The 25757-nt window shown below is 69.8% G+C and carries 26 protein-coding genes and 4 tRNA genes; 14 read left to right on the top strand and 16 right to left on the bottom strand.

All coding sequences use genetic code 11. The annotated features are described in order from the left end of the window. Window positions 1–54 precede the first annotated feature (54 nt). Window positions 55–2343: an MMPL family transporter gene (locus tag ACFVW6_RS08765; RefSeq protein ID WP_378824845.1), complete on the top strand. Its 2289-nt coding sequence runs from the start codon at window positions 55–57 to the stop codon at window positions 2341–2343. A gap of 5 nt (window positions 2344–2348) precedes the next feature. On the opposite strand, the gene ACFVW6_RS08770 is transcribed toward ACFVW6_RS08765, so the two are convergent. The 4 genes from ACFVW6_RS08770 to ACFVW6_RS08785 all read right to left on the bottom strand — a co-directional run bounded on the left by ACFVW6_RS08770 (window position 2349) and on the right by ACFVW6_RS08785 (window position 3865). Continuing rightward, on the bottom strand, window positions 2349–2540 hold the full coding sequence (locus ACFVW6_RS08770; protein ID WP_355284018.1) for a hypothetical protein: 192 nt from the start codon (window positions 2538–2540) through the stop codon (window positions 2349–2351). A gap of 187 nt (window positions 2541–2727) precedes the next feature. Further along, window positions 2728–2818: transfer RNA gene (locus tag ACFVW6_RS08775), tRNA-Ser, on the bottom strand. Between the two features lie 46 nt (window positions 2819–2864). Continuing rightward, window positions 2865–3299, bottom strand: coding sequence for a nucleoside deaminase (locus ACFVW6_RS08780; protein ID WP_355284093.1), 435 nt, complete (start codon window positions 3297–3299; stop codon window positions 2865–2867). A gap of 26 nt (window positions 3300–3325) precedes the next feature. Beyond that, window positions 3326–3865, bottom strand: coding sequence for a tRNA adenosine deaminase-associated protein (locus ACFVW6_RS08785; RefSeq protein WP_218721287.1), 540 nt, complete (start codon window positions 3863–3865; stop codon window positions 3326–3328). Between the two features lie 58 nt (window positions 3866–3923). On the opposite strand from ACFVW6_RS08785, the gene ACFVW6_RS08790 reads away from it, so the two are divergent. Continuing rightward, window positions 3924–4871, top strand: coding sequence for a prephenate dehydrogenase (locus tag ACFVW6_RS08790; RefSeq protein WP_378824842.1), 948 nt, complete (start codon window positions 3924–3926; stop codon window positions 4869–4871). A gap of 67 nt (window positions 4872–4938) precedes the next feature. Here the strand turns inward: ACFVW6_RS08790 and ACFVW6_RS08795 are convergent, their stop codons facing one another. Genes ACFVW6_RS08795 through ACFVW6_RS08805 form a run of 3 tightly spaced genes read right to left on the bottom strand, consistent with a single transcriptional unit; the run spans window position 4939 to window position 9288 of the window. Then, window positions 4939–5556 carry a putative glycolipid-binding domain-containing protein gene (locus ACFVW6_RS08795; protein WP_355284023.1) on the bottom strand — a complete coding sequence of 206 codons (618 nt, stop codon included), beginning with the start codon at window positions 5554–5556 and terminating at the stop codon, window positions 4939–4941. 49 nt (window positions 5557–5605) lie between these two features. Next, window positions 5606–7459 (bottom strand): ABC transporter ATP-binding protein, encoded by a 1854-nt coding sequence (locus ACFVW6_RS08800; protein ID WP_378824840.1) that lies wholly within the window; start codon window positions 7457–7459, stop codon window positions 5606–5608. Further along, window positions 7456–9288, bottom strand: a complete 1833-nt coding sequence (locus tag ACFVW6_RS08805; RefSeq protein ID WP_378824837.1) for an ABC transporter ATP-binding protein — start codon at window positions 9286–9288, stop codon at window positions 7456–7458. The genes ACFVW6_RS08800 and ACFVW6_RS08805 overlap by 4 nt, the downstream gene beginning before the upstream one ends. A gap of 234 nt (window positions 9289–9522) precedes the next feature. On the opposite strand from ACFVW6_RS08805, the gene ACFVW6_RS08810 reads away from it, so the two are divergent. Together ACFVW6_RS08810 and ACFVW6_RS08815 are read left to right on the top strand one after the other, a co-directional pair. Beyond that, a complete protein-coding gene (locus tag ACFVW6_RS08810; RefSeq protein WP_355284096.1) occupies window positions 9523–10656 on the top strand; it encodes a DNA (cytosine-5-)-methyltransferase in 1134 nt (377 codons plus the stop codon). Further along, the gene (locus tag ACFVW6_RS08815) at window positions 10653–11123 is read left to right on the top strand and encodes a very short patch repair endonuclease (protein WP_378824835.1); all 471 of its coding nucleotides are present in this window, start codon (window positions 10653–10655) and stop codon (window positions 11121–11123) included. Before ACFVW6_RS08810 ends, ACFVW6_RS08815 begins: the two co-directional genes overlap by 4 nt. 9 nt (window positions 11124–11132) lie before the next feature. On the opposite strand, the gene ACFVW6_RS08820 is transcribed toward ACFVW6_RS08815, so the two are convergent. Further along, a complete protein-coding gene (locus ACFVW6_RS08820) occupies window positions 11133–11261 on the bottom strand; it encodes a hypothetical protein (RefSeq protein WP_355284033.1) in 129 nt (42 codons plus the stop codon). Between the two features lie 143 nt (window positions 11262–11404). Here ACFVW6_RS08820 and ACFVW6_RS08825 point away from each other — a divergent pair, with 143 nt between their 5' ends. Next, window positions 11405–12094, top strand: a complete 690-nt coding sequence (locus tag ACFVW6_RS08825) for a DUF998 domain-containing protein (RefSeq protein ID WP_378824833.1) — start codon at window positions 11405–11407, stop codon at window positions 12092–12094. Here the strand turns inward: ACFVW6_RS08825 and ACFVW6_RS08830 are convergent. Next, on the bottom strand, window positions 12087–13667 hold the full coding sequence (locus ACFVW6_RS08830; RefSeq protein WP_378824831.1) for an esterase-like activity of phytase family protein: 1581 nt from the start codon (window positions 13665–13667) through the stop codon (window positions 12087–12089). The two genes, ACFVW6_RS08825 and ACFVW6_RS08830, sit on opposite strands and share 8 nt — an antisense overlap. Window positions 13668–13752: 85 nt before the next feature. Between ACFVW6_RS08830 and ACFVW6_RS08835 the strand changes: the two genes are divergently transcribed. Both ACFVW6_RS08835 and ACFVW6_RS08840 read left to right on the top strand, forming a co-directional pair. Continuing rightward, complete coding sequence (locus ACFVW6_RS08835; RefSeq protein ID WP_357345864.1) at window positions 13753–14148, top strand: RidA family protein; 396 nt, start codon at window positions 13753–13755, stop codon at window positions 14146–14148. 143 nt (window positions 14149–14291) lie between these two features. Beyond that, complete coding sequence (locus ACFVW6_RS08840; protein WP_378824829.1) at window positions 14292–15017, top strand: maleylpyruvate isomerase family mycothiol-dependent enzyme; 726 nt, start codon at window positions 14292–14294, stop codon at window positions 15015–15017. Window positions 15018–15072: 55 nt separating this feature from the next. On the opposite strand, the gene ACFVW6_RS08845 is transcribed toward ACFVW6_RS08840, so the two are convergent. The 3 genes from ACFVW6_RS08845 to ACFVW6_RS08855 form a co-directional block, all read right to left on the bottom strand. Further along, window positions 15073–15145: transfer RNA gene (locus ACFVW6_RS08845), tRNA-Arg, on the bottom strand. A gap of 32 nt (window positions 15146–15177) precedes the next feature. Further along, a tRNA-Ser gene (locus ACFVW6_RS08850) sits at window positions 15178–15267 on the bottom strand. Between the two features lie 93 nt (window positions 15268–15360). Continuing rightward, a complete protein-coding gene (locus ACFVW6_RS08855; RefSeq protein WP_378824827.1) occupies window positions 15361–16098 on the bottom strand; it encodes a dienelactone hydrolase family protein in 738 nt (245 codons plus the stop codon). An 89-nt stretch (window positions 16099–16187) separates the two neighbouring features. On the opposite strand from ACFVW6_RS08855, the gene hisC reads away from it, so the two are divergent. Next, the gene (gene hisC, locus ACFVW6_RS08860) at window positions 16188–17264 is read left to right on the top strand and encodes a histidinol-phosphate transaminase (RefSeq protein WP_378824825.1); all 1077 of its coding nucleotides are present in this window, start codon (window positions 16188–16190) and stop codon (window positions 17262–17264) included. A gap of 329 nt (window positions 17265–17593) precedes the next feature. Further along, complete coding sequence (locus ACFVW6_RS08865) at window positions 17594–18694, top strand: nitric oxide synthase oxygenase (protein WP_378825687.1); 1101 nt, start codon at window positions 17594–17596, stop codon at window positions 18692–18694. Here the strand turns inward: ACFVW6_RS08865 and ACFVW6_RS08870 are convergent. Both ACFVW6_RS08870 and ACFVW6_RS08875 read right to left on the bottom strand, forming a co-directional pair. Then, complete coding sequence (locus ACFVW6_RS08870) at window positions 18637–19158, bottom strand: hypothetical protein (RefSeq protein WP_378824823.1); 522 nt, start codon at window positions 19156–19158, stop codon at window positions 18637–18639. The genes ACFVW6_RS08865 and ACFVW6_RS08870 overlap by 58 nt on opposite strands. A 9-nt stretch (window positions 19159–19167) precedes the next feature. Continuing rightward, window positions 19168–20040, bottom strand: a complete 873-nt coding sequence (locus ACFVW6_RS08875; protein ID WP_378824821.1) for a VOC family protein — start codon at window positions 20038–20040, stop codon at window positions 19168–19170. A gap of 83 nt (window positions 20041–20123) precedes the next feature. Between ACFVW6_RS08875 and ACFVW6_RS08880 the strand changes: the two genes are divergently transcribed. Next, window positions 20124–21074 carry an Lrp/AsnC family transcriptional regulator gene (locus ACFVW6_RS08880; protein WP_378824819.1) on the top strand — a complete coding sequence of 317 codons (951 nt, stop codon included), beginning with the start codon at window positions 20124–20126 and terminating at the stop codon, window positions 21072–21074. Between the two features lie 100 nt (window positions 21075–21174). After that, window positions 21175–21546, top strand: coding sequence for a nuclear transport factor 2 family protein (locus tag ACFVW6_RS08885; protein ID WP_355284057.1), 372 nt, complete (start codon window positions 21175–21177; stop codon window positions 21544–21546). A gap of 124 nt (window positions 21547–21670) precedes the next feature. Here the strand turns inward: ACFVW6_RS08885 and ACFVW6_RS08890 are convergent. After that, window positions 21671–21758 (bottom strand) — tRNA-Ser (locus ACFVW6_RS08890). A 63-nt stretch (window positions 21759–21821) separates the two neighbouring features. On the opposite strand from ACFVW6_RS08890, the gene ACFVW6_RS08895 reads away from it, so the two are divergent. Then, window positions 21822–22820 (top strand): NAD(P)H-quinone oxidoreductase, encoded by a 999-nt coding sequence (locus tag ACFVW6_RS08895; protein WP_378824817.1) that lies wholly within the window; start codon window positions 21822–21824, stop codon window positions 22818–22820. Here ACFVW6_RS08895 and ACFVW6_RS08900 read toward each other — a convergent pair whose 3' ends face one another. Beyond that, the gene (locus ACFVW6_RS08900) at window positions 22821–24023 is read right to left on the bottom strand and encodes a cysteine desulfurase-like protein (protein WP_378824815.1); all 1203 of its coding nucleotides are present in this window, start codon (window positions 24021–24023) and stop codon (window positions 22821–22823) included. An 86-nt stretch (window positions 24024–24109) separates the two neighbouring features. On the opposite strand from ACFVW6_RS08900, the gene ACFVW6_RS08905 reads away from it, so the two are divergent. Beyond that, the gene (locus tag ACFVW6_RS08905) at window positions 24110–24697 is read left to right on the top strand and encodes a bacterial proteasome activator family protein (RefSeq protein ID WP_378824813.1); all 588 of its coding nucleotides are present in this window, start codon (window positions 24110–24112) and stop codon (window positions 24695–24697) included. 227 nt (window positions 24698–24924) lie between these two features. Then, on the top strand, window positions 24925–25752 hold the full coding sequence (locus ACFVW6_RS08910; RefSeq protein WP_355284102.1) for an ABC transporter permease: 828 nt from the start codon (window positions 24925–24927) through the stop codon (window positions 25750–25752). Window positions 25753–25757: the final 5 nt, after the last annotated feature.

Genomic DNA, 25757 nt, shown 5'->3' on the forward strand with positions numbered 1-25757 from the left:
GGTTAGACCCGGCTCTACCTCCCGCTCCGCACCGATCACCGCGAGGAGAAAACCGTGTCCGTCTATCTGTACCGGTGGGGCAAGCTGGCCTTTCGCCGCAAATGGATCGTGCTACCCGTCTGGCTGGTCTGTTTCCTGATCCTCGGCGCCCTCGGCGCCCAGCTCCAGAAACCGATGACCGACGACTTCAGCATGCCCAACCTGCCGTCGGAACGGGCGACCGAGATCCTCGACAAACACTTCCCCGGCATGTCGGAGGCCTTCGCCTTCGACGCCGTGACCGGCACCTACGTGATCGGCGCGCCCGCCGGGCAGAAACTCACCGACCCGGCCAACCGGCAGGCGATCGATGCGCTGATCGGCCGGCTCGATCAGCTCGGCATCGTCGACCACAGCAAGCCGATCCCGAATCCGATCGCGATGACCGAGGAGATGGGTTGCCTCGGCCCCGAGCCCGACCCGTCGACCTGCAGCGGCGCGCCGCTGAACGTGCTGAACAAGACCGCCCCCGACACCGTCGCGTATTTCAGCGTCCCGTTCACGATCAAGGAATTCGCCGACATCACCGCCGCCGACCGCGACGCCGCCTACGCCGTCGGTGACGCCGCCCGCGCGGCCGGGCTGACGGTCGAGATCAGCGGCACCATCGCGATGGAACAGGAGATGCCGAGCGGCAAGTCCGAGCTGATCGGCATGCTGGTGGCCCTGGTGGTGATGGTCGTCGCGTTCGGCGCGATCGTCGCCGCGTTCGTCCCGATCATCACCGCGATCGTCGGCCTCGGCGCGGCCACCTCGCTGATCTTCCTGTCCACCTCGGTGCTCTCGATTCCCAGCTTCACCACGTTCCTGGCCTCGATGATCGGCATCGCGCTCTCGATCGACTACGCGCTGTTCATCGTGTCCAGGTACAAACACGAACTGGCGGTGCAGGATTCGGCGGAGGAAGCGGCCGGTACGGCGCTGGGCACGGCGGGCTCGGCGGTGGTGTTCGCCGGGCTCACCGTCATCATCGCGCTGGTCGGGCTGAGCATCGTCGGCGTGCGGTTCCTGACCTTCATGGGCCTGGGCGGCGCGGTCGCGGCCGCGTTCGCGGTCCTCACCGCGATCACGCTGATGCCCGCCCTGCTCGGCGCGTTCGGCAAGACGCTGTTCAAACCGAAGCTGCCGCTGATCGCCCAGCACGATCCCGAGGACGACAGCATCGTCACCAACGGCACCCGGGTGGCCAGGGTCATCGCGAAGTGGCCCGCCGTGACGATGGTGCTGGCCATCGTGGTGCTCGGGCTGCTGGCCGCGCCGGCGATCAACCTGAACCTCGGCCTGCCCGGCGAGGACAGCCTGCCCAAGTCGACCACCGTCCGTAAGGCCTACGACCTGCGTACCGAGGGCTTCGGCGAGGGCAGCAACGGCATCCTGCAGATCGCCGTCGACCTGTCCGACACCCCCGTCGACCAGCGCGAGGCCGCGCTGCTCGCCCTGCGCGAGCAGCTCCAGTCCTACCCGGACATGGAATTGGTCACCGAGCCGCAGCTGAGCCAGGACGGCGCCGGCGCGCTGATCAACGGCATCCCCAAGTCCGGCCCCAACGCCCAGACCACCAAGGACCTGGTGCAATCGGCGCGCGACGCCGAACCGGGGCTGCACGACCAGTACAAGATGTCCTACGGCATCACCGGGACAACGGCCATCTACGCCGATATCGACCACGTGCTGCTCAGCAAGATCGTCCCCTACATGGCGATCGTGGCGGGCGCGGCGTTCATCCTGCTGATCCTGGTGTTCCGCTCGATCCTGGTCCCGCTGACGGCCGCGCTCGGCTTCCTGCTCTCCATGGCGGCCACCTTCGGCGCCACCGTGCTGATCTTCCAGGAGGGCGAGCTGGGCCTCATCCAGGACCCGCATCCCCTGGTCAGCTTCCTGCCGATCATGTTGATCGGCTTGGTGTTCGGCTTGGCCATGGACTACCAGGTGTTCCTGGTGACCCGCATGCGCGAGGAGTACGTGCACGGCGCCGATCCCACCGATGCCGTGGTCAAGGGCTATCACCACGGCGCGCGCGTGGTCACCTCGGCGGCGATCATCATGATCTCGGTCTTCGGCTCGTTCCTGCTCGAGTCCGACGTCACCGCCAAGTCGATGGGCTTCGCGCTCGCCGCCGGCGTCGCCCTCGACGCCTTCGTCGTCCGCATGGTGCTCATCCCCGCGCTGCTGGTACTGCTCGGCAAGTGGGCGTGGTGGCTGCCGAAGTGGCTGGACAAGATCGTCCCCGACATCGACGTCGAGGGCGCTCGCCTGCGCGAACTACAGCAGCAGGAGAAGACCCCCGTCCCCGCGCACACCTAGCCGGGCTACTGGCTCGGCTGCGGTACCTCGCACTGGCTGACCCGCGGGTTCAGGCCGATGTAGTTGGCCGGACCCGCGGCGGCGGTCACCGCGATCGTCGCCCAGTCGGAGCACTCCTTGGGCAGCTGGGCGAAGTAGTGTCGCTGGCCCGCGGCGAGCAGCCCGACGGCTACCCAGCCCAGCACGACCAGAACCATGAGCTTCCCCCCGAGCCCGATCCCGGACTTCGCGGGTGGCGGCTGTCGCCCGCGCATAAGACATCGTTCCTTCCCGGATTTCGGTACTACCAGTCTATTACGTGCGACCCCGGCGGGCGGGGCCGTACCGCGTGAACAACCGACGAAAAAAGAGCCCCTCACCTGGCATATCAGGTGAGGGGCTCCGTGGCGGTGGCGGAGGGATTTGAACCCTCGGACGGGGGTTACCCGTCACACGCTTTCGAGGCGTGCTCCTTAGGCCGCTCGGACACGCCACCGCCGACTACGATACCGGAGGGGGTGCCGGATCGTTAAATCGGCTGGTCAGCGCTGAGTTCGGAAGAAATCGTCGAGGAGCGCCACGCACTCCGGCTCGAGGATGCCGCCGCGCACCTCCGGGCGATGATTGAGCCTGCGGTCGCGCACGACGTCCCAGAGCGAGCCGACGGCGCCGGTCTTGGGTTCCCAGGCGCCGAACACCACCTTGCCGACCCTGGCCAGCACCAGCGCGCCCGCGCACATCGTGCACGGTTCCAGGGTGACGGCGAGCGTCGCGCCCTCGAGCCGCCAGCCGTCGCCGTGCACGGCGGCCGCGGCCCGCAGCGCGAGGACCTCGGCGTGCGCGGTCGGATCGCCGAGGGCTTCCCTGGCATTGGTCGCGCGCGCGAGTTCACGTCCGTCGGCGTCGAAGACGACGGCGCCGACCGGCACATCGCGCGGGTCGGCGGCGGCGGCGGCCGCGATCGCGGCGCGCACCATGTCCTCGTCGGTCACTGCCTCGACGGTCACCGAGGCAGTTTGTCCAGGACCGCCGCGAATTCGGTGGCGAAGCCGAGCCGCTGGGCGATCATGCCGAGCTGCTCGTCGGGATAGAGGTCGGTCTCGGCGAGGATCACGCTGAGCACGGGCTCGGGCAGGCCTAGGTCGGCCAGCACGCCGAGGTCGCCCTCCTCCCACGGCTCGACGTCGTCGAGGTCGTCGGGGTCGATGTCGGGGATCTCGACGTTGAGCGCGTCGAGGACGTCGGCGGCGATGTCGTAGTCGATCGCCGCGGTCGCGTCCGAGACGAGGAGGCGGGTGCCGCTCGGCGCGGGGCGCAACACGATGAAGAACTCGTCATCGACGTCGAGCAGCCCGAATACCGCCCCCGAGCTGCGCAATGCCTTCAATTCGGTCTCCGCGACCGACAGGTCGAGGAGCGCGTCGTGGCTGAGCGGACTGCATCGCCACGTGCCTTCTTCGCGGACCACCGCCACTGCGAACCCTTCGACGTCGAAGTCGTCGTCCGACGTCGCCCTGTTCGTGCCCGAGCGCTGTGCTGCCATGGACCAAACGGTAGTCTGTCCCGCCCGTAATGATGAACTCGTGTGCCAATCTGTTCCGATGACCCTCGACCAGCGTGCTGCTGTCTGCGTCCTCGGAACCGGTTTGATCGGCGGCTCACTGCTGCGCGCCGCGGTCGCGGCGGGGTACCCGGCGTTCGGCTACAACCGCTCGGACTCGGGTGCCCAGGCGGCGCGTCGCGACGGTTTCGACGTGTCGACCGACCTGTCCGCGGTGCTGCGCCGGGCCGCCGCCGAGGACGCGTTGCTGGTGGTCGCGGTGCCGATGCCCGCGGTCGAGCAGCTGCTGGCCGAGATCGCCGCGCTCGCCCCCGGCTGCCCGGTGACCGATGTGGTGAGCATCAAGCGACCGGTGGCCGACGCGGTGCGCAAGCACGGGCTGGAAGCCAATTTCGTCGGCGGGCATCCCATGGCCGGGACCTCCGAATCGGGCTGGGCGGCAACCGATCCCGACCTGTTCCGCGATGCGGTGTGGGCGGTCGGGGTCGACGAGGGCACGCGGGTAGAGCCGTGGGTGCGGGTGACCCGGCTGGCGCTGGACTGCGGTTCGGTGGTGGTTCCGGTGGTCGCCGACGAGCACGATCAGGCCGTCGCGCGGATCTCGCATCTGCCACACGTCCTGGCCGAGGCGCTGGCGGCGGCGGGGGCCGACGGCGGTGCGCTCGCGCTCGGCTTGGCCGCGGGCTCCTTCCGGGATGGCACTCGCGTCGCCGGTACCGCACCCGACCTGGTGCGCGCCATCTGCGAACCGAACGCCGCCGCGCTCGGACAGGTGCTCGACGAGACCATCGCCGCGCTGGTCACCGCGCGAGACGCGTTGCGGGCGGACGGCACCCTCGGCGACGTTGTCGAGGCGGGTTACCGCGGCCGCACCGCGTACGAGGAGCGCACGCGCTGGGAGATCACCGGGATCGTCCCCGGCGCGGACGGCTGGCTCGACGAGCTGCACCGGGCCGGACAGCGTGGCGGGGTGCTGCGCGCACTGTGAACCCGGCCGAGCGCGCTGTCATCCGCGCCGGGCGGTGGAAGTCGGCGCCGCACCGGCCGACTCGGCGTCACGCCCGTTCGGCCAGCCCCGGGTAGTCGAGCACGAAACCCTCCGGATCGACCGTCAGCGTCGCGCTGGAGACCGGGGACAGCACATTGATGCCGTCGGCGGCGCTCGAGTAGGTGAGCTCGGCCTCCTGCACCAGCAGATCGGGCAGGCGCACGTAGACGACCGGCACCTGCACGTCACCCACCGCGTTCTGCAGGCCGAACCGGCGGATCGGCAGCGTATTGAAGAACGGGCTCAGCACCACGTCGACATCGAGCGCGCCGGCGAAGGTGGAGCGCACGTGGCTACCGCCCGCGTCGACGAGCCAGTAGTCCTCCTCGTCCCGGGAGATGGACGCGTGCCGTTCCCCGGCGGCGGTGGTGGTGCGCAGCGACAACCGCCGCGTCGCGCCCGCCTCGTCGGTGACCAGGTCGTAGGACGCGCTGAACGCCGGGTGCTCGTCACACGCGCTGCCGATCATCCGGCCCGCCGCCCTGATCCGGTTGCCGTTGAGGGTCACGCGGACCGATTCCATCCGCGTGTTGTCGTGGGAACGCCAGGTGAGCACCGCGGGCCACCGGGAGGCCGGTCTGTTCTCGGTGGGGCCTGCGGCCGGGCCCGGGGCTGGGGTCGTCACCTCTCTACGGTAAGCGACACCAGCCCCGCTGCTGTACAACACGGTGGCATCAGACCAGCGAATCCCGCCAGGCGGCGTGCAGTCCGGCGAAGCGGCCCTGTCCGGCGATGAGCTCGGCGGGTGAGCCGTCCTCGACGACGCGGCCCGCGTCGAGCACCAGCACCCGATCGGCAATGGCCACCGTGGACAACCGATGCGCGATGATCACCGCGGTGCGCTCGCGCAGCAGCGTCTCCAGCGCGTGCTGGACCAGCCGCTCGCCGGGGATGTCCAGGCTCGAGGTCGCCTCGTCCAGCACGATCACCGCGGGGTCAGCCAGGAACACCCGGGCGAACGCGACCAGCTGCCGCTGACCGGCCGAGAGCCTGCCGCCCCTGGTGCGCACATCGGTCGCGTACCCGTCGGGCAGCGACCGGACGAACGCGTCCAGGCCGACCGCCCGCGCGGCCGCCGTGACCTCGGCATCGGTCGCGTCCGGCCTGCCGAGGCGGATGTTGTCGGCGATGGTTCCGGAGAACAGGTACGCCTCCTGGGTGACCATGACGACGTGCCTGCGCAGCTCGGCGTCGGCCAGCCTGCGCAGATCGACACCGTCCAGGGTGACCACGCCGCCGCTCGGGTCGTAGAACCGGGTGAGCAGCTTGGCCAGCGTCGACTTGCCCGCGCCGGTGGCACCGACCAGGGCCACCACCTGCCCGGCCGGGATGGCCAGGTCGAACTCCGGCAGCACCGGCGACTCGGCCGTGTAGCCGAACCAGACCCCATCCATCCGCACCGCACCGGTCGCCCGGTCCAGCGCGATCGGATCGCCGGGTTCGGCGACCGCGGGCTCCTCCTCGAGCACCCCGGAGATCTTCTCCAGCGCCGCCGCGGCGGACTGGTAGGAGTTGAACACCTGGGCGAGTTCGTCGAGCGGGCCGTAGAACTGGTCGAGGTAGAGCAGGTACGCGGCGAGCACGCCGATCGCCAGATTGCCCTCCATCACCTGCCAGGCGCCGACCAGCAGCACGATCACCGTGGTCACCTTGCCGATGAAGTTGGACAGGCCGACGTAGTCGCCCATGCCGCGGATCGCGGTGGTGGTCGCCCGCTGGTACTCGTCGTCCTCGCCGCCGAGGACCTCCTGGTTGCGATCCTCGCGACGGAACGCTTGCACCGCGCGCATGCCGCTCATCGACTCGACGAACTGCACGACGACCCGCGCGATCGCGCCGCGCGTGCGCCGGTAGCCCGCGCGCTGCCGCCGCTGCGCCCACCGGGTCACCAGGACCAGCGGCACGAAGCCGAGCAGCACGATCGAGGCCAGCATCGGATCCAGCCACACCAGCAGCACCGCGATGGTGACCACCGAGAGCACCGCGCTGAACGCCTGGTTGAGCGCGCCCTCCAGCAGTTCCTGGAGGGTCTCGATATCGCTGGTGAGCCGGGTGACGACCTTGCCCGAGGTGTACTTCTCGTGGAACGACACGCTCAGCCGCTGGGTGTGCCGGAACGCGCGCACCCGCAGGTCGAACAGCACCCGCTGGCTCAGCGAACCGGAGGCCCGCAGGAAGAGGTACGTGGTCAGGCCGGCGAGCACGGTGACCGCGACGAACCCGGCCACCGTGGCCAGCATCGGCGTCCAATTGCCCTGCCTGCCCTGGCTGATGCCGTGATCGAGGCCGTAGGCGATGAACAGCGGCATCGACACCTTGGCCGCGTTGTCGAGCAGGATCAGCACGAAGGTGAGCACCGCCTGCTTGCGGTAGGGCCGCACCAGGTCCAGCAGCAGCCGCCGGGATCGCCCGGCCAGCACCAGGTTTCCGGTGCCGGTGACGGCGTCGTCCTCCTTGGCGATGCCGCGCCAGTCCGCCGCCCGATCGGTCTGCTCGGGCGGGGTCTGGATCACGGTGTCGGTGGTCATGATTCACCTCCCATCAGTTCGCGGTAGCGGCTGTTGGTGCGCAGCAGCTTCTCGTGGCTGCCCTCGGCGACGATCCGGCCGTCGGCCAGCAGGGCGACGCGGTCGGCCAGCGCCGCCGTCGACGGCCGGTGCGCGACCAGCAGCGTGGTGGCGCCCGCGAGCACCGTGCGCAGCCGATCCTGCACGCGCTCTTCGGTTTCCACGTCCAGCGCCGAGAGCGGATCATCGAGCACCATGATCCGGCCCTGCTCGGCCGCGGCCTCGCCGATCAGCACCGCCCTGGCCAGCGCGAGCCGCTGCCGCTGACCACCGGACAGGCTCATGCCCTGCTCACCGATCCTGGTGTCCAGGCCCCAGGGCAGCGCGTCGACGAACTCGCTCGCCTGGGCGATATCGAGGGCCTGGCGCACATCGGCGTCGGTGGCGCGCGGATCGCCCAGCGCCACGTTCTCGCGCACGCTGGCCGAGAACAGCACCGGCTCCTCGAACGCCACCGTCACCACCCGGCGCAGGTCGGCCAGGCGCAGGGTCGAGATGTCGACGCCGTCGATGGTGATGCTGCCGCCGTCGACGTCGTAGAGGCGCGGGATCAGTTCGAGCAGGGCGGTCTTGCCGCTGCCCGTCGCGCCGACGAGCGCGACCGTCTCCCCCGGCCGGACGCGCAGCGAGATGTCTTCCAGCACCGCCTTGTCCGCGCCGTCGGCCCCGGTCGGGTAGGCGAAGCGCACCTGGTCGATGACCAGCTCGCCGCGCAGCCCCTCGGGCAGATTCACCGGCCGGGCCGGGTCGGTGATGTCGAGCGGGGTGTCGATGATCTCCCAGTACCGGTCGGCGGCGGTGCGCGCCTCGAACAGCTCCGAAAGCAGGAAGCCCAGCCAGATGATCGGCCACTGCAGGAAGGTCGCCAGCGTGATGCTCGCGATCAGGGTGCCCATCGTCATCGAGCCGTGCACCACCGAGTACCCACCGACACCGAGCGACACGGCGATCGCGACCGTCGGCAGGGTGACCAGCGCGGCCCACAGGGTCGCGTCCAGGCGCACCTTCTCCAGCTCGGTCTTCTGGAGCTCGCGCGAGAGCGCGGTGAAGCGGGCGCCGAAGAACCCGCCGCGGCCGAGCGCCTTGAGCACGCGCACGCCCTGCGCGGATTCCTGGGCGATGGTCGCCAGGTCACCGGACTGGTCCTGCGAGCGCCGCGAGGCCACCTCGAACCGGCGCACGAAGCGCACGCAGAACAGCGTCAGCGGCAGCGAGATCACCGTGAAGATCAGTCCCACTTGCCAGTTCATCGCGAACAGCGCGATCAACCCGATCGGCAGCAGGATGCTGTTGACGATGAGGAACGGTCCGGCGAACGCGACGAAGCGCCGCAGCACCGACAGATCGTCGATGGCGCGCGAGAGCAGCTGACCCGATTGCCAACCGTCGTGGCGCCCGATCGAGAGCGCCTGGAGCTGGGCGAAAAGCTTGGCCCGCATCCGGATCTCGAACAGCGTCGACGGCTTGGACACCAGCCAGCGCCTGCCCCACATGCCGAAGGACTCGAGCCCGCCGAGGACGAAGATCAGCGCGACGGGCAGCAGCAGCCCGACGAAATCGCGCCGCGCGATCGGCCCGTCGATGACCCGGGCGATCACCAGCGGGATCGCGATGGCGGTGCTGGAGGTGACGATCGCGAGCACATTGGCCGCGATCAGCGGCACCCGGTAGGGCCGCAGGTACGGCAGAAATCGGCGCAGCGACCGCAATCTACCGCTCGGCGACGGCGACGGCCGCCCCGATCTGTCGGCCTCCGATTCGGTGGCCGCCAGCTCCAAAGTGACAGACAAGACTCTCCCCCTTGATGTCCGGTTGGATGGTTGGTTTCCGGAACGGACGCCTGGTGATGTTCGCACCAGGGTCCGACAAGTCGGCCTATCAAGAGTGGCACCGGAGCACCGTCGCGAGCCACTGATTTTCCGCCGGAGCTCGCGCTTCGCCCGGCCCGATACAATGCGCCGCAGGCGCGAGCACGGGTCGTCGGACGGCGAGCCCGCCAGACACAGGGAGGGTCGTTGACGCGGATGGTCGGGCTGTTCGCCGGGATCGGCGGGCTCGAACTCGGCCTCGGCAGCAACGGCTGGTCGACCGAGTTGCTCTGTGAGATCGATCCCGGCGCGCAGGGCGTGCTCGCGGCGCGCTTCCCCGACACTCCCCTGCACGGCGACATCACCCGGCTGCGTTCCCTGCCCGCCCGCACCGAACTGGTCGCCGCGGGGTTCCCGTGCCAGGACCTCTCGCAGGCCGGGCGCACCGCGGGCATCACCGGCCGCCGGTCCGGCCTGGTCGACGAGGTGTTCCGGCTGGTCCGGCGGCAACGCGGACCGCGCTGGCTGCTGATCGAGAACGTCCCGTTCATGCTGCAACTGGGCCGGGGCGCGGCGATGCGCCACATCACCGCCGCGCTGGAGGAGCTCGGCTACACCTGGGCCTATCGCGTCGTCGACGGCCGCGCGTTCGGGTTGCCGCAGCGGCGTCAGCGGGTGCTGATGCTGGCCTCGCGCACCGAGGATCCGCGCGAGGTGCTCTTCGGCGACGACGCCGGCCCGCGCGAATACGGGGACCCCGACCGCGATCCGTGCGGCTTCTACTGGACCGAGGGCGTGCGCGGTCTCGGCTGGGCGGTGAACGCCGTGCCGACGCTCAAGGGTGGTTCGGGTCTGGGCATCGCGAGTCCGCCCGCGGTGCGGCTGCCCGCGGGCGAGATCGTCACGCCGGGCATCGTCGACGGCGAGCGGTTGCAGGGCTTCGACGCCGACTGGACCGCGCCCGCGCTCGACGTGCCGGGCGTGCGGCAGGGACATCGCTGGAAGCTGGTGGGCAACGCGGTCAGCGTGCGGATGGCGAACTGGGTCGGTCAGCGGCTGGCCGCGCCCTCGGAGCCGCTGACCGTCGGGGAACCGCTGCGGCCCGGCGCACCGTGGCCGACCGCGGCGTGGGGCCGGGCCGGGGTCGTGCACCGGGTTCCGCTGTCGACGTGGCCGGTGCACGAACCATACGAGGACCTCAAGAACTTCCTCACCGAGCCCCGGCTCCTGTCGCCGCGCGCGACGGCCGGTTTCCTGCGCCGTACCGAGATGGGCAACCTGCGCTTCCCGCCCGGCTTCCTCGACGACGTGCGCGATCACCTCGACCGGATGGGCGGCTGGGCGGCATGACCGGGCGGCGCGCGCGGCCCGGGGACGATCCCGCCGCGCCGGCGCCTGCCGGGAAACCGGTCACCGACGCGGCGACCAGTGCCCGCATGTCGCGCCAGCGGCGCGCGAACACCGCGCCGGAACTGGCCTTACGCCGCGAACTGCATCGCGCGGGACTGCGCTATTTCGTCGACCGCCCGCCGATCAAGGGCCAGCGGCGGCGCGCCGATGTGGTGTTCCCGCGCCTGCGGGTCGCCGTCTACGTGGACGGCTGCTTCTGGCATCGGTGCCCGGTCCACGCGACCGATCCGAAGAACAATGCCCAGTGGTGGGCCGACAAATTGGCGGGCAATGTGGCGCGTGATCGCGCCACCGACGCCGCGCTGCGGGCGGCGGGCTGGCAGGTCGTGCGGGTGTGGGAACACGAGGATCCGCACGTCGCGGCCCAGCGGATCTCTGCCTTGATCCGCGAGCGCTCGCGGCGCTGAACTACCAGGTCAGCGGCGACGTGGGTCGCTGTGCACGCGCACCCGGACCAGCGATCGCGGCGCGTTGGCCGCGGCGAAACCGGAGACAGCCATCGCCAGGAACATGGCAAAACCTGCCAGCGCTATCACGTAGCTCATGGAAATCCTCCTGGTTGGTTACGACACCCACCCTGCCCGGTGAACCTGACAACAACCTGTGCGCGCTGTGATGAAACCACGTGCGCGGCGTGCGACGCGCCCGATCGAGTGGATGAACCAGGCGGTTTGTCCGGGGCAGCACAATGGTCGATGTGCCCGAGTCCACCCGGATACCCCGCGGCTACCCGCTGCTGATCGCCCTGGCGATCGCGGTCGCCGGACTCTGCTATTCGTCCTGGGTGCTGGAGTTCTTCCTGCCGATCGACGCCGATCCGGTCAACTCCTTCCTCAGCGAACTCGACGCGGAAGGCAAGCCCTACCGGGAGGTGTTCGCCACCGCGGACAAGCTGGTCGGCCTGCTGCTGATCCCCGCCGCGATCGGCGGTCTGCTGGTCTTCCACCGGCGCAGGCTGACCACCGTCGGCTGGGTGGCGCTGCTGTGCTTCGGCGCGGCGACGATCGCCGACGCCATGCTCCCGCTGCGCGACTGCGACCCGTCGGTCAGCGCGTGCGGTGGCAACAGCGAGCTGTTCCCGCAGCTGCATCAGCCGCACGCGCTGACCAGTTCCCTGGCGGTCACCTCGATCGCGGTGGCGGCGGTCGCGTTCAGTGCCGCCGCCTACCGCTATCACCGCTGGCGGATCCTGCGCGAGTTCGGCGTGGTCGTGCTCGTCGTCGGCTCGGTGGCGACCGTCTGGATGCTGATCGCCGACAACCTGTCCGGCTCCTACGCCCTCGGCATCGCCCAGCGCATCCAGGTCGGGTCGATGTCGCTGTGGCTGGTGGCGCTGGCCGCCGCCGTCCTCGTCGAGGCCCGCGAGTGGACTAGCTGACCGAGATCCGCACCGTGTAGCCGTCGACCTTCGCGGGCAGCTTGGTGGTGTCGACCGCGAGCACCTCACCGGTGTCCTGGACACCGTTGGGCAGCGTCTTGGGCTTCAGGCCGAACGGCGGCTGCTCCCCCTGACTGGCGGCCAGGCCGAAGTCGCTGTCGTTGGCGATGTAGATCGTCTTGCCGCCGTCGGTGGTGGCGATGCCCTCGATCTTGTCGTGGCCGAAGAACCGGCCCTTCTCATCCAGCCCGGCGACCAGGGCCGACAGGTCCAGATTGCTCTTCTTGGCGACCGGGGTGATGCCTGCCTTGGTCAGCGCGGCGACCGCGTCGGTGGTCGGGGTGACGCCGACGAAGGTCTCCAGCGGCTTGCCGTCGATCAGCAGGCCGCCCTTGTCCGCGTCATAGGTCGCGCCGGAAACCGTCGACTGCGGGCCGACATCGGTGGCGCCGGCGATATCGATGGTCCAGATCTTCTTGTCCGCCTTGGGGGCCAGGTTGCCGTCGCGCTCGTCGACCAGGAAGGTGGTCGGGCTCAGCGCGGTGATCTCCGAGACGGCGACCTTGGTCTGCTTCGGGTTCTCCAGCGGGTACAGGAATTCCTTCTGCGCCTTGGTCTTCAGATCGACGGTGACGATCCGCGCGAACGGCACCTCCTTGGCCGAACCGCTCAGGCCGGGGGTGTTGAGCGCGCTCTGCACGACGCCGACGAGGGTGCTGCCGTCGGGCGTGATGGTCAGGCCCTCCATGCCCTGGTTGGGCGTGCGCAGGGCGATCTCCTTCGGCAGCCCGCTGCCGGGCGCGAGCCGCTCGAGCTCGGTGCCCTTGGCGTCGAAATGCACCAGGAACGGGCCGTATTCGTCGGAGACCCAGAAGGTGCCGTCCGCGAGCGCGACCAAGCCCTCGGGGTCGAGGCCGTGGTCGGTGGGCGGCAGGACGGTGCCCTGCAGGTCCTTGATGGTCTCGCCGGTACTGGCGGAGATGTCGACCTGACCGTTGAACGGCACGCCCGACTTGCTGCGCAGCTCGATGGTCGACTGGAGCACCGCCCGGTTGTCGACCAGCTTGAACCGGCCGATCTTGGGCACGAATGCCGGGGTGGGCGAGAGCTTTTCGTTCTTCGCCGGGCCGTCCACATTCGGGCCGCGGTCGGTCAGACCGTAGAACTCGTCGGTGCTGCCCGGCACCGCGGTCCACGCCGAACCGAAGCCGCTGCCCTGCACCGTGGCGCCGCCGTACTCGCCGAGCACCGGAATGTCGGTGGTGTACAGCCGAACCGCGTCGGTGGTGGTGATCTTGAACTGGTCGAGGCCCTGGAAACCCGCGATCGGGGTGTAGACGTAGGAGCCGTCGGTGCGACGGGCCAGGTGGCCGTGCTCGGGTTCCAGATCCACCCCGAGCACCGCGCTCCCGCCGGACTTGGCGACCAGCTCGTCGAGCGTGATGACCACCGACTGGTCCTTGCCCACCGTGAAGTCGGCGTCGGACCCGGGCGTGGAGCAGCCCGCGGTGACGGCGGCCGCGCACAGGGCGGCGGTGAGCGGGAGGAGGCGGATACCTGGACGTGCGTTCATCTGCCATGCGTACCGCGTCGAGCCGACCGGCAGCCGACCGGCAAATGAATTGTCATCCACCAGGCGGTGGATCATTCTGGCTGCCATGACCACAACTCGGGTGAACATCTCTTCCGCCTCCGATTTCGAAGATGTCGTCGGTTACTCGCGGGCCGTGCGCGTCGGCGACCACGTCGTGGTGAGCGGCACCACCGCCGCCGTGCCCGGTGGTGGCGCCGTCGGCGGCGACGACATCGGCGCGCAGACCACCGAGGTCCTCGCCCGCATCGCCACCGCGCTGGAACAGGCGGGCGCGAGCCTGCGGGATGTGGTGCGCACCCGCATCTTCGTCACCGATATCGCCCGCTGGTCCGAAGTCGCCGCCGCGCATTCGGCCGTCTTCGACACCATCCGCCCCGCCGCCTCGATGTACGAGGTGACCGCGCTGATCGCCCCCGAGCTCCTGATCGAGATCGAAGCCGACGCGATCGTCGCCGGCTGAATCGTGACACGCGGCGGTTCGCCGCCACGGTCGTCGAGCGCGAAATCTCCCCAGTTGTCCACAGGCTCAGGGTTATCCACAGGGGTCCCCGACACCGCGGTGAACGGCGGTGCGCGCGGATCCGGGCAACTACGCTCGGACCCGTGACCAGCGAAACGGCTACTCCCCTCGACCTGCTCACCCAGGTCGCCGCCTCCACCGCCCGCTTCGACGCGGCGATCGGCGCGCTCACCGACGCGCAGTTGAGCGAACCGTCCCGGCTCCCCGGCTGGACGCGCGGGCACGTCGTCGCGCACATGTCGCGCAATGCCGACAGTCTGCTGAACCTGCTGCTCTGGGCGCGCACCGGCATCGAGATCCCCCAGTACGCCAGTGTCGCGACCCGCGACGCCGACATCGAGGCGGGCGCGCCGCGGCACCTCGACGTCCAGCACGCCGACTTCACCGCCTCGGCGCATCGCTGGCAGGCCGTGGCCACCACGATGCCCGCCGCGGACTGGCAGGCCGTCGTCCGCAACCGGCAGGGCGGTTCGCTCACGGCCGACCAGGTTCCGTGGATGCGCCTGCGCGAGACCGAGATCCATCACGTCGATCTCGGCGTCGACTACACCCCCGCCGACTGGCCGGCGGCCTTCGTGGCCCGCCTGCTCCCCGAAGCCGTCGCCGACGTGTCCGCCAACCTGCTCCCCGACGCGACCCCCACCTTCGACCTCCAGGCCACCGACTCCGACTTCATCGCCACCGTCGGCCCCGGCCGCCCCCACCACACGGTCCTCGGCCCCTCCTCGGCCCTGCTCGCCTGGCTCCTCGGACGCTCCCCCGGCCACGACCTCACCGGCCCGCTCCCCCCACTGCCCGCCTGGAAGTAGCGGCCACACCCGAACACGAGAAAGGCCCCCAGCGAATGCTGGGGGCCTTTCTTTGTGCGCCCGAAGGGATTCGAACCCCTAACCTCTTGATCCGTAGTCAAGTGCTCTATCCGTTGAGCTACGGGCGCATGGTCTTCAGTTGTACCCGGCGAACCGGGTGTGGCGGAGGCGAGAGGATTTGAACCTCCGGTCCCCGTGAAGGGACAACTCATTAGCAGTGAGTCCCATTCGGCCGCTCTGGCACGCCTCCTGGAGCCTTCTCTTTCGAGGGCACCGGTCCTTGTCGAACCGCCGGGAATGAAGATTACACGAGCAGTTCATGTAGTCCAAAACGCCTGGTCAACTACCGTAAGTTGCTGTCGAACCAGTCGTAGATGCGGGTCTGGGAGTCGATCCGGATGGCGGTGGCGGCGTCGTCGTCCGGATCGGGGCGATCGGCGCGGTGGCTGAGGCCCGGATAGGTGATGGTGAGACTGGCCACATTCGCCCGGGCGGCCTCGTCGCGGAGCCGGTCGACCGCGTCGGGTGGGGTGGCCGGGTCGTCGGCGCCGAACAGGCCGAGCCACGGCGCCTGCAACGCGGCGGCGATCTCGACCAGGGCGGCGTCCTGGTCCGGGAGCGGATCGGTGATGCCGGGGGCGGCCACGCTCACCGCGGCGCCGATCGGGCGGGTGGTGGCGACCAGGAAGGCGGCGGTGCCCGCGGTGTCGAAGCCGAGCACGCCGATGGTGTCGGGGAAGACGCCGCGCCGGGTGAGCCAGTCGAAGCCGGCGTCGAAGTCGTCGAAGAGTTCGTCGCCGAAGACCTCGTTGACCTGCTCGTCGGCGATCCGGTCGAACAGATGCGGCGCGACGACGATCCAGCCCTCGAAGGCCAGGGACCGCATCAGATCGAGCAGCTGTGGCGAGAATTCCCTGGATTCGTGCAGGACCACGATGCCGCCGCGGGCGATGCGCTCCGGCTCGACGACCGTGATGGGCACAGCGGTGCGCGTGGCGACGGCTGCCGTTTCGGCGCCACCCGCCACGGCGGTGGGCTCCACCGACCTGAGTGGGGCGACATCGTCGTAGGTCCCCGACATAAACCCAGCGTAGGCGGCGAAACTGCGGTTGGGTAGGCCTGACCGGCGGCGGCGCGCATCGATATGACGTGTCACCGTAGGGTGGAGGCGTGACAGCGCACATCCGGCCCGACCTCGCGACGATCCCGGCCTACGTTCCCGGCAAGAACCACCCCGATGCGGTGAAGCTCGCGTCGAACGAGACGACCTTCGGGCCGCTGCCGAGCGCGGCGAAGGCGATCGCGGAATCGGCCGAGCAGGCCAACCGGTACCCGGACAACCAGGTCACCGAGCTGCGGGCCGCGCTGGCCGACTTCCTCGGCGTCACGGTCGCGAATGTGGCCGTCGGCTGCGGCAGCGTCGCGCTGTGCCAGGAGCTCGTGCAGATCACCTGTGACGCGCCGACCGACGAGGTGGTCTTCGCCTGGCGCTCGTTCGAGGCGTACCCGATCGTCACCCAGGTGGGCAATGCCACCGCCGTGCCGGTGCCGCTCGCCGCGGGCCACCTGCACGACCTGGACGCGATGGCCGACGCGGTCACCGAGCGCACCAAGCTGATCTTCGTCTGCAATCCGAACAACCCCACCGGCACCGCGCACGGGCGCGCGGAGCTGGAGCGGTTCCTGGACCGGGTGCCCGCGCACGTGCTCGTCGTGCTGGACGAGGCCTACTACGAGTACCTCCGGCTGACCCCGGAGAGCCGTCCCGACGGCGTCGAGATCGGGCGCACGCGGCCGAATGTGGTGGTGCTGCGGACCTTCTCGAAGGCCTACGGCCTGGCCGGCCTGCGCGTCGGCTACGCCGTCGGCGATCCCGAGGTGATCACCGCGCTGCTGAAGGTGCACATCCCGTTCAGCGTGAACCGGGTGGCGCAGGCGGCGGCGATCGCCTCGCTGGAGGCCCGTGGCGAACTCCTGGACCGGACCGATGTCCTGGTCGCGCAGCGCCACCAGGTGCGGGACGCGCTGCTGGCGGCCGGGTACGAGGTGCCGTCGAGCGAGGCCAACTTCGTCTGGCTGCCGCTGGGCGAGCGGACCACCGCCTTCGCCGAGGCGAGTGCCGCCGCCGGCGTGCTGGTGCGGCCGTTCGCCGGCGACGGCGTGCGCGTGACGATCGGCGATCCGCACGAGAACGAGCAATTCCTGGCGTTCGCCACGGCACCGGAGAACGCCGCCCGATTCCGTTAGGTCAGCACACGGTCAGCATGTCTTGACGCCAGTCGCGGTGGGATTACCGCGATTTCGAGCACACCGCCAGCACACCGGTCGTAGGCTGGCTCGCAGCGAATCTCGGTGTTCGAACAGGACGACTATGCATGCGGCGACGCTCGACCGATTACCTGGTCGGCGCGCGCCACCGGTCGGGCAGTGTGTTCTCGGCGGGCGAATACCCCGCATCCCCGGGTACGCCCGCACGGCCCTGCACCCTGCTGCCCGACCGGAGATGTACCGTGAACCAACGTTCTCGCCCTGCTGTCTGCGAAAAAGGCTCCACCCCAGTCACTTCGGCCGGTGACATCGTCGTCGCCGCACCGCCCGCCACCGACCTCGATCGTCGGCTGCGCGAATGCGACGAGTTCTTCCGCAATCCCGAATTGGGTCATCTACCCACCCAGCGTCGTCTCGGCGCGCTCGCCGAACTACGCGAAACCGGCACCTATCGGCAGACCGCCGAGGAGATCCTGATCGGCGCCAAACTGGCCTGGCGCAACCACGCGCGCTGCGTCGGCCGCAAACACTGGCGTTCGCTCAAACTCCTGGACGCCCGCCGAGTTACTTCCGCGCGAGAGCTTTCCGAGGCGTGCTGGCAGCATCTGCGCCTGGCCACCAACGGCGGCGCGATCCAGTCGATGATCACGGTCGGACCGCAGCTCGTCCCCGGCGGTGGCGAGTACCGGATCGTGAGTTCCCAGCTGATCCGCTACGCGGGCTATCCCAACGGCGACGGCACCGTCACGGGCGATCCGGCCAATATCGCCGCCACCGAGCAGGCGATGGCGCTGGGCTGGCGCGGCGCGCGCACCCCTTTCGACGTGCTGCCCGTCCTCATCAGCACGCCCGACGAGGATCTGCGGTACTTCGACGTGCCGCGCGAGCTGGTCCGGGAGGTCGATCTGACCCACCCCGACTACCCGTGGTTCGCCACCCTCGGGCTGAAATGGCATGCGCTACCGGCGGTGTCGAATATGGATCTGGAGGTGGGTGGCGTCACCTACCCATTCGCCCCGTTCAACGGCTGGTACGTCGGCACCGAGATCGGCGCGCGCAATCTCAGCGACTCCGATCGCTACAACATGCTGCCGCTGATCGCCGACATGATGGAGCTCGACACCTCCTCGGTGCGCACGCTGTGGCGCGACAAGGCGCTGATCGAGCTGAATCACGCGGTGCTGCACAGCTTCCGGACCTCGGGTGTGCACATGGTCGACCACCACACGGTCGCCAAGCAGTTCTGCGATCACGTCCAGCGCGAGGAGGCCGCTGGCAGACGCTGCCCCACCGACTGGAGCTGGATCAACCCGCCGATCTCCTCGGGCCTGACCCCCACCTTCCACAGGTACTACGACGAACCCGACCTGGACATCCGCCCCAACTTCGTCAAACGCGCCGACAACTGAGCGGCGCCGGTGGCCCACAGCGCCACCGTGAGGAAGACGAGCTGTTCGGGAATCCGGAACCACAACGGCGTTGGCGGTTCCCCGTTGAGCGGGATGTCCTCCAGTGCCGCGTACACGTTGGCGGGCAGGAGCAGCACGAACAGCACGGCCAGGGCGATGCCGGTCGCGGCGCGGGTGGACGCGACGATCAGGCCGAGCGCGCCGAGCAGTTCCAGGACGCCGGTGAGGTAGACCATCGCGTGCGGGAACGGCACCGCCGACGGCACCATCGCGACGAGGTCGTCGTGACTCGGCATCACCGTCACGCTGTCGGGCACGAAATGCGCTGTGCCGGTGGCGACGAGCATGAACGCGAGCCCGTGCGCGGCGCACACCCGCCAGGTCGCGAACCGGGGGACGCCGACCGCGCCGAGCAGGCGCAGGAGCAGGGTGGGGACGAACAGCAGCAGCAGGGTGGTGAACATGGTGGGTCCTCAGGCGGTGAAGAAGAGACCGGCGCCGTAGGCGTCGGCGGCGGAGACGAAGAAGCCGTCGGCGGTCGCGACGGTCGGGGTGCCCGCGTCGTCGACGAGGTCGCGGGCCGCCACGACGTCGTCGACGCGGACGGTCAGGGCGGCCGGGTAGGAGGCGGCGGGCGCGGGCTCGCCGGGCAGGAGCTGGTCGGCGTCGCTCGCCCGGACGAATTCGAGCCGCGCCGAGCCGACACCGAACATGACGAGCGGACCTTCACGCTCCGGCGCGCGGTCCAGGACGCGCTGGTAGCGGTCGACGACGGCGGCGAAGTCGGTGTCGGCGACGACGTACAGCACCGAGCCGAGGCCGCGGGCACCGTTCGGGTGCCGCAGGTAGCGGGGCTGGTGGACGTATTCGCGGGTCAGGTGCTGGGCGACGCCGAGGTAGGTCTCGGGGGTGGCGCGCGGGTCGACATGGACGGCGCGGGCCCGCAGGGTGCGTTGCCCGTCGCCGGTGTCGACCGGGCGCTCGAGGTCGAGGACCCCGGAGGTGCGCAACCCGGCCTCGGTCAGCAGCCGGTCGGCCTTCTCCGCGTCGGAGGTCTCCAGATTGAGCAGGCGCAGCCCCTCGAACTGGTCGGCCATCGCCTTCGTGTGCCACGGGTCGGGCGCGGCTTCGTCGACGATGCCGAGCAGCTCGAGATAGGAGTCCTGGAAGACCGCGCACAGATTGGCGGTGCAGCCGGCGACGGGCGGCTCCCCCGGTGCGGCGGCGAGGAGGTGGCGCGAGCGCGGGGTGAGGGTGAAGCCGAGGGAGCGGTAGCGGCGCTCCAGGCCGTCGAGATCGCGGGTGAGGATGCCGACGTGGTGGATGCCGTCGATGTCTGCTGTCATGCCTCGATCGTTGGTCCGGCCTCGGTCGATGTCGCCGATCCTCGGCCGCTGCGCCGGAATCCGACACGTCCTACGCTGATCTGGTGGATTCGGTCAGGCTGGACGCGGTCGATCTGGGCTTGCTGCACGCCCTGCAGGTCGACGGCCGGGCCTCGTTCAGCCGGATCGGCGAGGTGCTCGACGTCGCCGATCGGACGGTGGCGCGCCGGTTCGCACGGTTGCGCGAGCACGGGCTGGCGCGGGTCACCGGGATCGCCGCCAGCGGACTGGTCGGGCACGCGGAGTGGCTGGTCCGGATCCGGGTCCGGCCCGGCGGCGCGGCGACCCTCGCGCGAGCGCTGGCGCGCAGGCCGGACACGTCGTGGGTGAGCGTGCTCGCCGGTGGCGCCGAGATCAGCAGCTTCTTCCAGGTCGGCGCCGAGGCCGCGGTCCCGCTGGACGCGCTGGCCAGGCATCCCCAGGTCGAGACGGTGCAGGTGCAGCGGCTGCTGCGGCACCTGACCGATCGGCGCTGGCAGGGCCGGACGTCGGCGCTGACGCCCGAGCAGGTCGACGCGCTGGCCCCGCCGCTGCTCGAACGCCCCGACCCGGTCACGATGACCGACCTCGACCGGCGGCTGCTGCCCGCCCTCGCCGTCGACGGCCGCGCCGACTACGCGCGGCTGGCGCGCGCGGTCGACTGGTCGGAATCGGCGGTGCGCCGCCGGGTGGACGAACTGCGCAGGCAGCGCGTGCTGCGCTTCGATGTGGAGATCGATGCCGCGGTGCTCGGTTTCCCAGTTCAGGCCGCGCTGTGGCTGACGGTCGCGCCCGCTCGGCTCGTCGCCGTCGCCCGCGCCATGTCGGCGCACCCGGAGACCGCGTTCGTCGGCGGCACCACCGGCACCGCCAACCTGGTCGCGATCGTGGTGTGCCGCGACGCCGATGCCCTGTTCGACTACCTCACCGAGCGGATCGGCGCGCTCGACGGCATCGAACGCGTCGAGCCGGTCCCGATCACGGCCATCGCCAAACGGGCCGCTCCGGTCCGCTGAATTCGGGCGTTCCGTCGACGGGTTCGCGGGCGTAATGTGCTGGAGTACGGGCCGAATCGCCCTGGTCCGGCTCGTTGGGCGACGAGCGAGGGAGACCGAGATGAGCACCGCATCCAGTTCGGGATTCGATGCCGAAGCACTGCGCCGTGGCATCGAAGGCCGCGACGCGACCACACTGCTGGCACTGTACGGCGACGACGCCGAGATCCGCATGGTCGACCACAACGACCAGCCCAGCCATCCCCGTGTGCTGCACGGACGTTCGGCGATCGGCGAGATGTTCGACGACGTCTGCTCACGGGAGATGACCCACAAACTGGAGAGCGTCCTGATGGACGGCGACCACGTCGCCTTCGTCGAGTCCTGCCGCTACCCCGACGGAACCCGAGTCCTGGTCCACTCCATGGCCGACGTCCGCGACGGCCGCATCGTCGACCAGACCTCAATCCAGGCCTGGGACGAGACCACCTGATCAAGCGAGAACATGGGTAACTCACCGACAACAGCCAACGCAGCCGATCAACACACCCCCGGCCGCGTCCCCACCTCCCCACGCACCCAGGTCTGGCCAAGAATCGCGGAGAGGCGGAACAGCTTGGCGGAGACGGAGGGATTTGAACCCCCGGTCGCTCTCGCGACGCTCGCTTTCAAGGCGAGTGCATTCGGCCGCTCTGCCACGTCTCCCTAGAGTGAGATGTTAGCGGACGCATCCGCGACCGCGGCGACCCGGAGAGGCGGCCAGGCCTGATGCAGGCGATCGAATTGAACGGGTTCGGCGGGCCCGAGGTGATGGAGTGGACCGTCACGGTCGATCCGGAGCCGGGGCCGGGCGAGGTGGTGGTCGAGGTCGCCGCGGCCGGGGTGAACCGGGCGGATGTGTTGCAGCGGCGGGGGTTCTACCCGCCGCCCGCCGACGCGAGTTCGGTGCCGGGACTGGAGTGTTCGGGGACGATCGTCGCGCTCGGCGACGGCGTGCGGGACTGGCGGATCGGGGATCGGGTGTGCGCGCTGCTGTCCGGCGGCGGTTACGCCGAGCTGGTCGCGGTGCCCGCCACCCAGCTGCTGCCGATTCCGGACGGGCTCGATCTGGTCGCGGCAGCGGGGTTGCCCGAGGTGGCGACGACGGTGTGGTCGAACCTGGTGCTGACGGCCGGACTGCGGGCGGGACAGCTGGTGCTGATCCACGGTGGCGGCGGCGGGATCGGGACGCACGCGATCCAGGTGGCGCGACGGCTCGGGGCGCGGGTGGCGGTGACGGCCGGATCGGCCGCGAAGCTGACCAAGTGCGCCGAGCTGGGCGCCGAACTGCTGATCGACTACAAGACGCAGGACTTCGTCGCGGTGGTCGCGGCCGAGCCGTCGCCCGCGGGCGGCTTCGGCGCGGATGTCATCCTCGACAACATGGGCGCGCTGTACCTGGAGCGCAATGTGGAGGCGCTGGCCCCACACGGACAGCTGGTGGTCATCGGGATGCAGGGCGGTGTCGCCGGGAAGCTGAATCTGGGCACGCTGCTGGGCAAGTGGGGCACGGTGCACGCGACGAACGTGCGCAACCGGCCGCGCGTCGGCGCCGGCAGCAAGGCCGAGGTCGTGGCGGCGGTGCGCGAACGGCTCTGGCCGCTGATCGCCGCGGGCGAGGTGGTGCCGGTGATCTCCGCCGAGGTGCCGATCACCGAGGCCGGGCGCGCGCACGAACTGCTCGATTCGCCGGAGACCTTCGGCAAGGTCGTGCTGCGCGTCCGGTGACTATTCGAGCGAGCTGAGGGCGCGACCGAGCTGGTCGATCTCGTAGCGGGTCGTGTAGGGCGCCAGGCCGATGGTGACGGCGCCACCCTCGTCGTTGACGCCGAGCGCGTCGAGCAGCCTGCTGCCGCCGTGCACGCCACTGACCGTGCCGATCCGGTTGTCGGCCAGCTTGGCCGCCACCTTCTCCGCCTGCATCCCGGCCATGGTGAAACTGACGGTGGGGATGCGGGTGGAGGCGCGGCCGATCACGGTGAGGTTGTCGATCTTGTCGAGCACCTGCATGAGGTGGTCGAAGAGCTGGTCGTGATAGTCCTGCAGCGAGGTGATCGACATCTCGAGCCGTTCGCGCCGGGTACCGCGCGCCCGCTCGTCGAGTCCGGCGAGGAAGTCGATCGACTCGGTGAGCCCGGCCAGCAGCGCGTACTGATGGCCGCCGACCTCGAGCCGTTCAGCACCCTTGGCATAGGGATTGAGCGACATCGACGGGATGCGGTCGAGGAAGGCCGGATCGCGGAACACCAGCGCGCCCACCTGCGGGCCGCCCCACGACGGCGCGCTCAGGGCGACCACGTCGGCGTTGAGTTCGTCGATGTCGATCAGGGCGTAGGGCGCCGCGCCGAACGCGTCGGCGACCAGCAGGCCGCCCACGTCGTGCACCCGGTCGGCGGCCACCCGGACCGCGGGCGCCGAGCCGACGATCGGGGACGCCGCGGTGAGCGCCACCAGCCGCGCGGTCGGGCCGATCAGCTCCTCGAACTGCCAGGACGGCATCTCACAGGTCTCGATCTCGACCTCGGCCCAGCGCACGTGCGCGCCGTAGCGGTTGGCGATGCGCAGCCACGGGGCCACATTGGCCTCGTCGTCGAGCCGGGACAGCACGATGCCGGTGCCGAGACCGAGCCGGGAACTCAGCGATTCCGCCAGCCAGGCCAGCAGGACCGCGCGATCGGGTCCGAGCACGACGCCGGCCGGATCTCCCCCGACCAGATCGGCGACCGCCTCACGCGCGGCGTCGAGGATCGCGCCGCTGCGGGTCGCCGCACCGTGGCGGCCGATATGGGAAAACGAGGAGGTGCGGAAACCTGTTGAGACGGCACGCGATACCGAGTCGGGAACGAGCATCCCCGCCTGCGGGTCCAGGTGGATCCAGCCGTCGCCCAGGGACGGTATCAGGCCCCGAACCCTCGCGACGTCATAAGTCATGCCCGCCACTTTAAGGGCAGCGGGCGTCCCGGTGTAACCGCGTCGGGGTTTTAGCGCGAACCTGCCACACACGCAATGATGGGGATATGACGCACTCCGAGGATGTACCGGAATCCATCGTCGTGATCGGCCCCGACGGCCGTCCGCTCACCGTGCCCGCCGATCAGAACGGCGGCGCCACGTTCACCGGGCAGGTCGTGCCCGAGAACGCGCAGAGCGCCACCGACGACGCCGATTCGGGTGAGTCGCTGGCCGACATGGTCGAGCAGCCCGCCAAGGTGATGCGCATCGGCACCATGATCAAACAGCTGCTCGAGGAGGTGCGGGCGGCTCCGCTCGACGACGCCAGCCGGTCCCGGCTCAAGGAGATCCACAAGTCCTCGGTGCGCGAACTCGAGCAGGGCCTGGCGCCCGAGCTGCGCGAGGAGCTGGAGCGCCTGACCCTCCCGTTCACCGACGAGTCGGTGCCCTCGGACGCCGAGCTGCGGATCGCCCAGGCCCAGCTGGTCGGCTGGCTCGAGGGCCTGTTCCACGGCATCCAGACCGCGCTGTTCGCCCAGCAGATGGCCGCCCGCGCCCAGCTGGAACAGATGCGTCAGGGCGCCTTGCCGCCGGGCATGCACGCGGGTGATCAGAAGGCCGGTGGCCACGTGGGCGGCGGGCAGTACCTGTAGCCCCGGACCGGCCGAACACGCCGTACCGGCCACCGATCCACCCTGTAAGGTCGGGGACCGTGCCCGCAGCTGCCGCTCGTCCCGATTCGGTCTCCGACCAGAGTGACGCGCGTACCGAAGAGAGCCCCGTGCATTCCGACGACAACCCACCGGTGACCGAGGCCGAGCTGGCCGAGATCGCCGACGCCGAGCACACCACGGATTCGCCCCTGCTGGTCGCGGAGCCGATGGTGTCGGACTCGCAGACCTTCCGGCGCGCCTTCAAGGACATGCGGGACGGCTTCCATCAACGCGAGCTATGGCTGTCGCTGGGTTGGCAGGACATCAAGCAGCGCTACCGCCGCTCGGTGCTCGGCCCGTTCTGGATCACCATCGCGACCGGCCTCCAGGCGCTGGCGATGGGTCTGCTCTATTCGACCCTGCTCGATCAGCCGATCAGCGAGTACCTGCCGTATGTGACGATCGGCCTGATCGTCTGGAACGTCATCAGCGCCTCGATCCTCGAGGGTTCCGATGTGTTCATCGCCAACGAGGGCCTGATCAAACAGCTGCCGTCGGCGCTGAGCGTGCACGTGTATCGCCTGGTCTGGCGGCAGTTCCTGTTCTTCATCCACAATGCCGCGATCTACGCGGTCCTGCTGGTCGCGTTCGCGCTCTGGCGCGATCTGAACTGGTCGGTGCTGCTGGCCGTGCCCGCGATCGTGTTGCTGTTCCTCAACGCCATGTGGGTGTCGATCGTGTTCGGCATCTTCTCCACCCGCTACCGCGACATCGCCCCGATCCTCGGCTCGATGACGCTGATGCTGTTCGTGCTGACCCCGGTCATGTGGTCGACCAAGGCGCTGGAGAACTCGGTCGGCGGGATGAGCGACCGGGCCAAGCTGATCGAGATCGTGCCCACCTTCCACTACCTGGAGATCGTGCGCGCGCCACTGCTCGGCGAGCCGTCGGAATGGCACCACTGGGCGATCGTCGGCGCCATCACGGTGGTCGGCTGGATCGTCGCGATCCTGGCGCTCAAGCAGTACCGTGCCCGCGTCCCGTACTGGGTTTAGGAGCA

This window comes from Nocardia sp. NPDC058244, assembly GCF_042882065.1.
GTDB lineage: Bacteria > Actinomycetota > Actinomycetes > Mycobacteriales > Mycobacteriaceae > Nocardia.

Bases quoted from the DNA above. Each gene is read 5' to 3' on its own strand.
- ACFVW6_RS08780 (WP_355284093.1), bottom strand. From the start codon at position 3,299: ATGGTGCGCGCCGCGATCGCGGCCGCCGCCGCCGCCGACCCGCGCGAT.
- ACFVW6_RS08855 (WP_378824827.1), bottom strand. From the start codon at position 16,098: ATGTCGGGGACCTACGACGATGTCGCCCCACTCAGGTCGGTGGAGCCC.
- ACFVW6_RS08875 (WP_378824821.1), bottom strand. From the start codon at position 20,040: ATGACAGCAGACATCGACGGCATCCACCACGTCGGCATCCTCACCCGC.
- ACFVW6_RS08770 (WP_355284018.1), bottom strand. From the start codon at position 2,540: ATGGTTCTGGTCGTGCTGGGCTGGGTAGCCGTCGGGCTGCTCGCCGCG.
- ACFVW6_RS08835 (WP_357345864.1), top strand. From the start codon at position 13,753: ATGACCACAACTCGGGTGAACATCTCTTCCGCCTCCGATTTCGAAGAT.
- ACFVW6_RS08905 (WP_378824813.1), top strand. From the start codon at position 24,110: ATGACGCACTCCGAGGATGTACCGGAATCCATCGTCGTGATCGGCCCC.
- ACFVW6_RS08885 (WP_355284057.1), top strand. From the start codon at position 21,175: ATGAGCACCGCATCCAGTTCGGGATTCGATGCCGAAGCACTGCGCCGT.
- ACFVW6_RS08815 (WP_378824835.1), top strand. From the start codon at position 10,653: ATGACCGGGCGGCGCGCGCGGCCCGGGGACGATCCCGCCGCGCCGGCG.
- ACFVW6_RS08830 (WP_378824831.1), bottom strand. From the start codon at position 13,667: ATGAACGCACGTCCAGGTATCCGCCTCCTCCCGCTCACCGCCGCCCTG.
- ACFVW6_RS08820 (WP_355284033.1), bottom strand. From the start codon at position 11,261: ATGAGCTACGTGATAGCGCTGGCAGGTTTTGCCATGTTCCTGGCGATG.
- ACFVW6_RS08825 (WP_378824833.1), top strand. From the start codon at position 11,405: ATGGTCGATGTGCCCGAGTCCACCCGGATACCCCGCGGCTACCCGCTG.
- ACFVW6_RS08900 (WP_378824815.1), bottom strand. From the start codon at position 24,023: ATGACTTATGACGTCGCGAGGGTTCGGGGCCTGATACCGTCCCTGGGC.
- ACFVW6_RS08800 (WP_378824840.1), bottom strand. From the start codon at position 7,459: ATGACCACCGACACCGTGATCCAGACCCCGCCCGAGCAGACCGATCGG.
- ACFVW6_RS08910 (WP_355284102.1), top strand. From the start codon at position 24,925: ATGGTGTCGGACTCGCAGACCTTCCGGCGCGCCTTCAAGGACATGCGG.
- ACFVW6_RS08785 (WP_218721287.1), bottom strand. From the start codon at position 3,865: ATGGCAGCACAGCGCTCGGGCACGAACAGGGCGACGTCGGACGACGAC.
- ACFVW6_RS08810 (WP_355284096.1), top strand. From the start codon at position 9,523: ATGGTCGGGCTGTTCGCCGGGATCGGCGGGCTCGAACTCGGCCTCGGC.
- ACFVW6_RS08790 (WP_378824842.1), top strand. From the start codon at position 3,924: ATGACCCTCGACCAGCGTGCTGCTGTCTGCGTCCTCGGAACCGGTTTG.
- ACFVW6_RS08870 (WP_378824823.1), bottom strand. From the start codon at position 19,158: ATGTTCACCACCCTGCTGCTGCTGTTCGTCCCCACCCTGCTCCTGCGC.
- ACFVW6_RS08895 (WP_378824817.1), top strand. From the start codon at position 21,822: ATGCAGGCGATCGAATTGAACGGGTTCGGCGGGCCCGAGGTGATGGAG.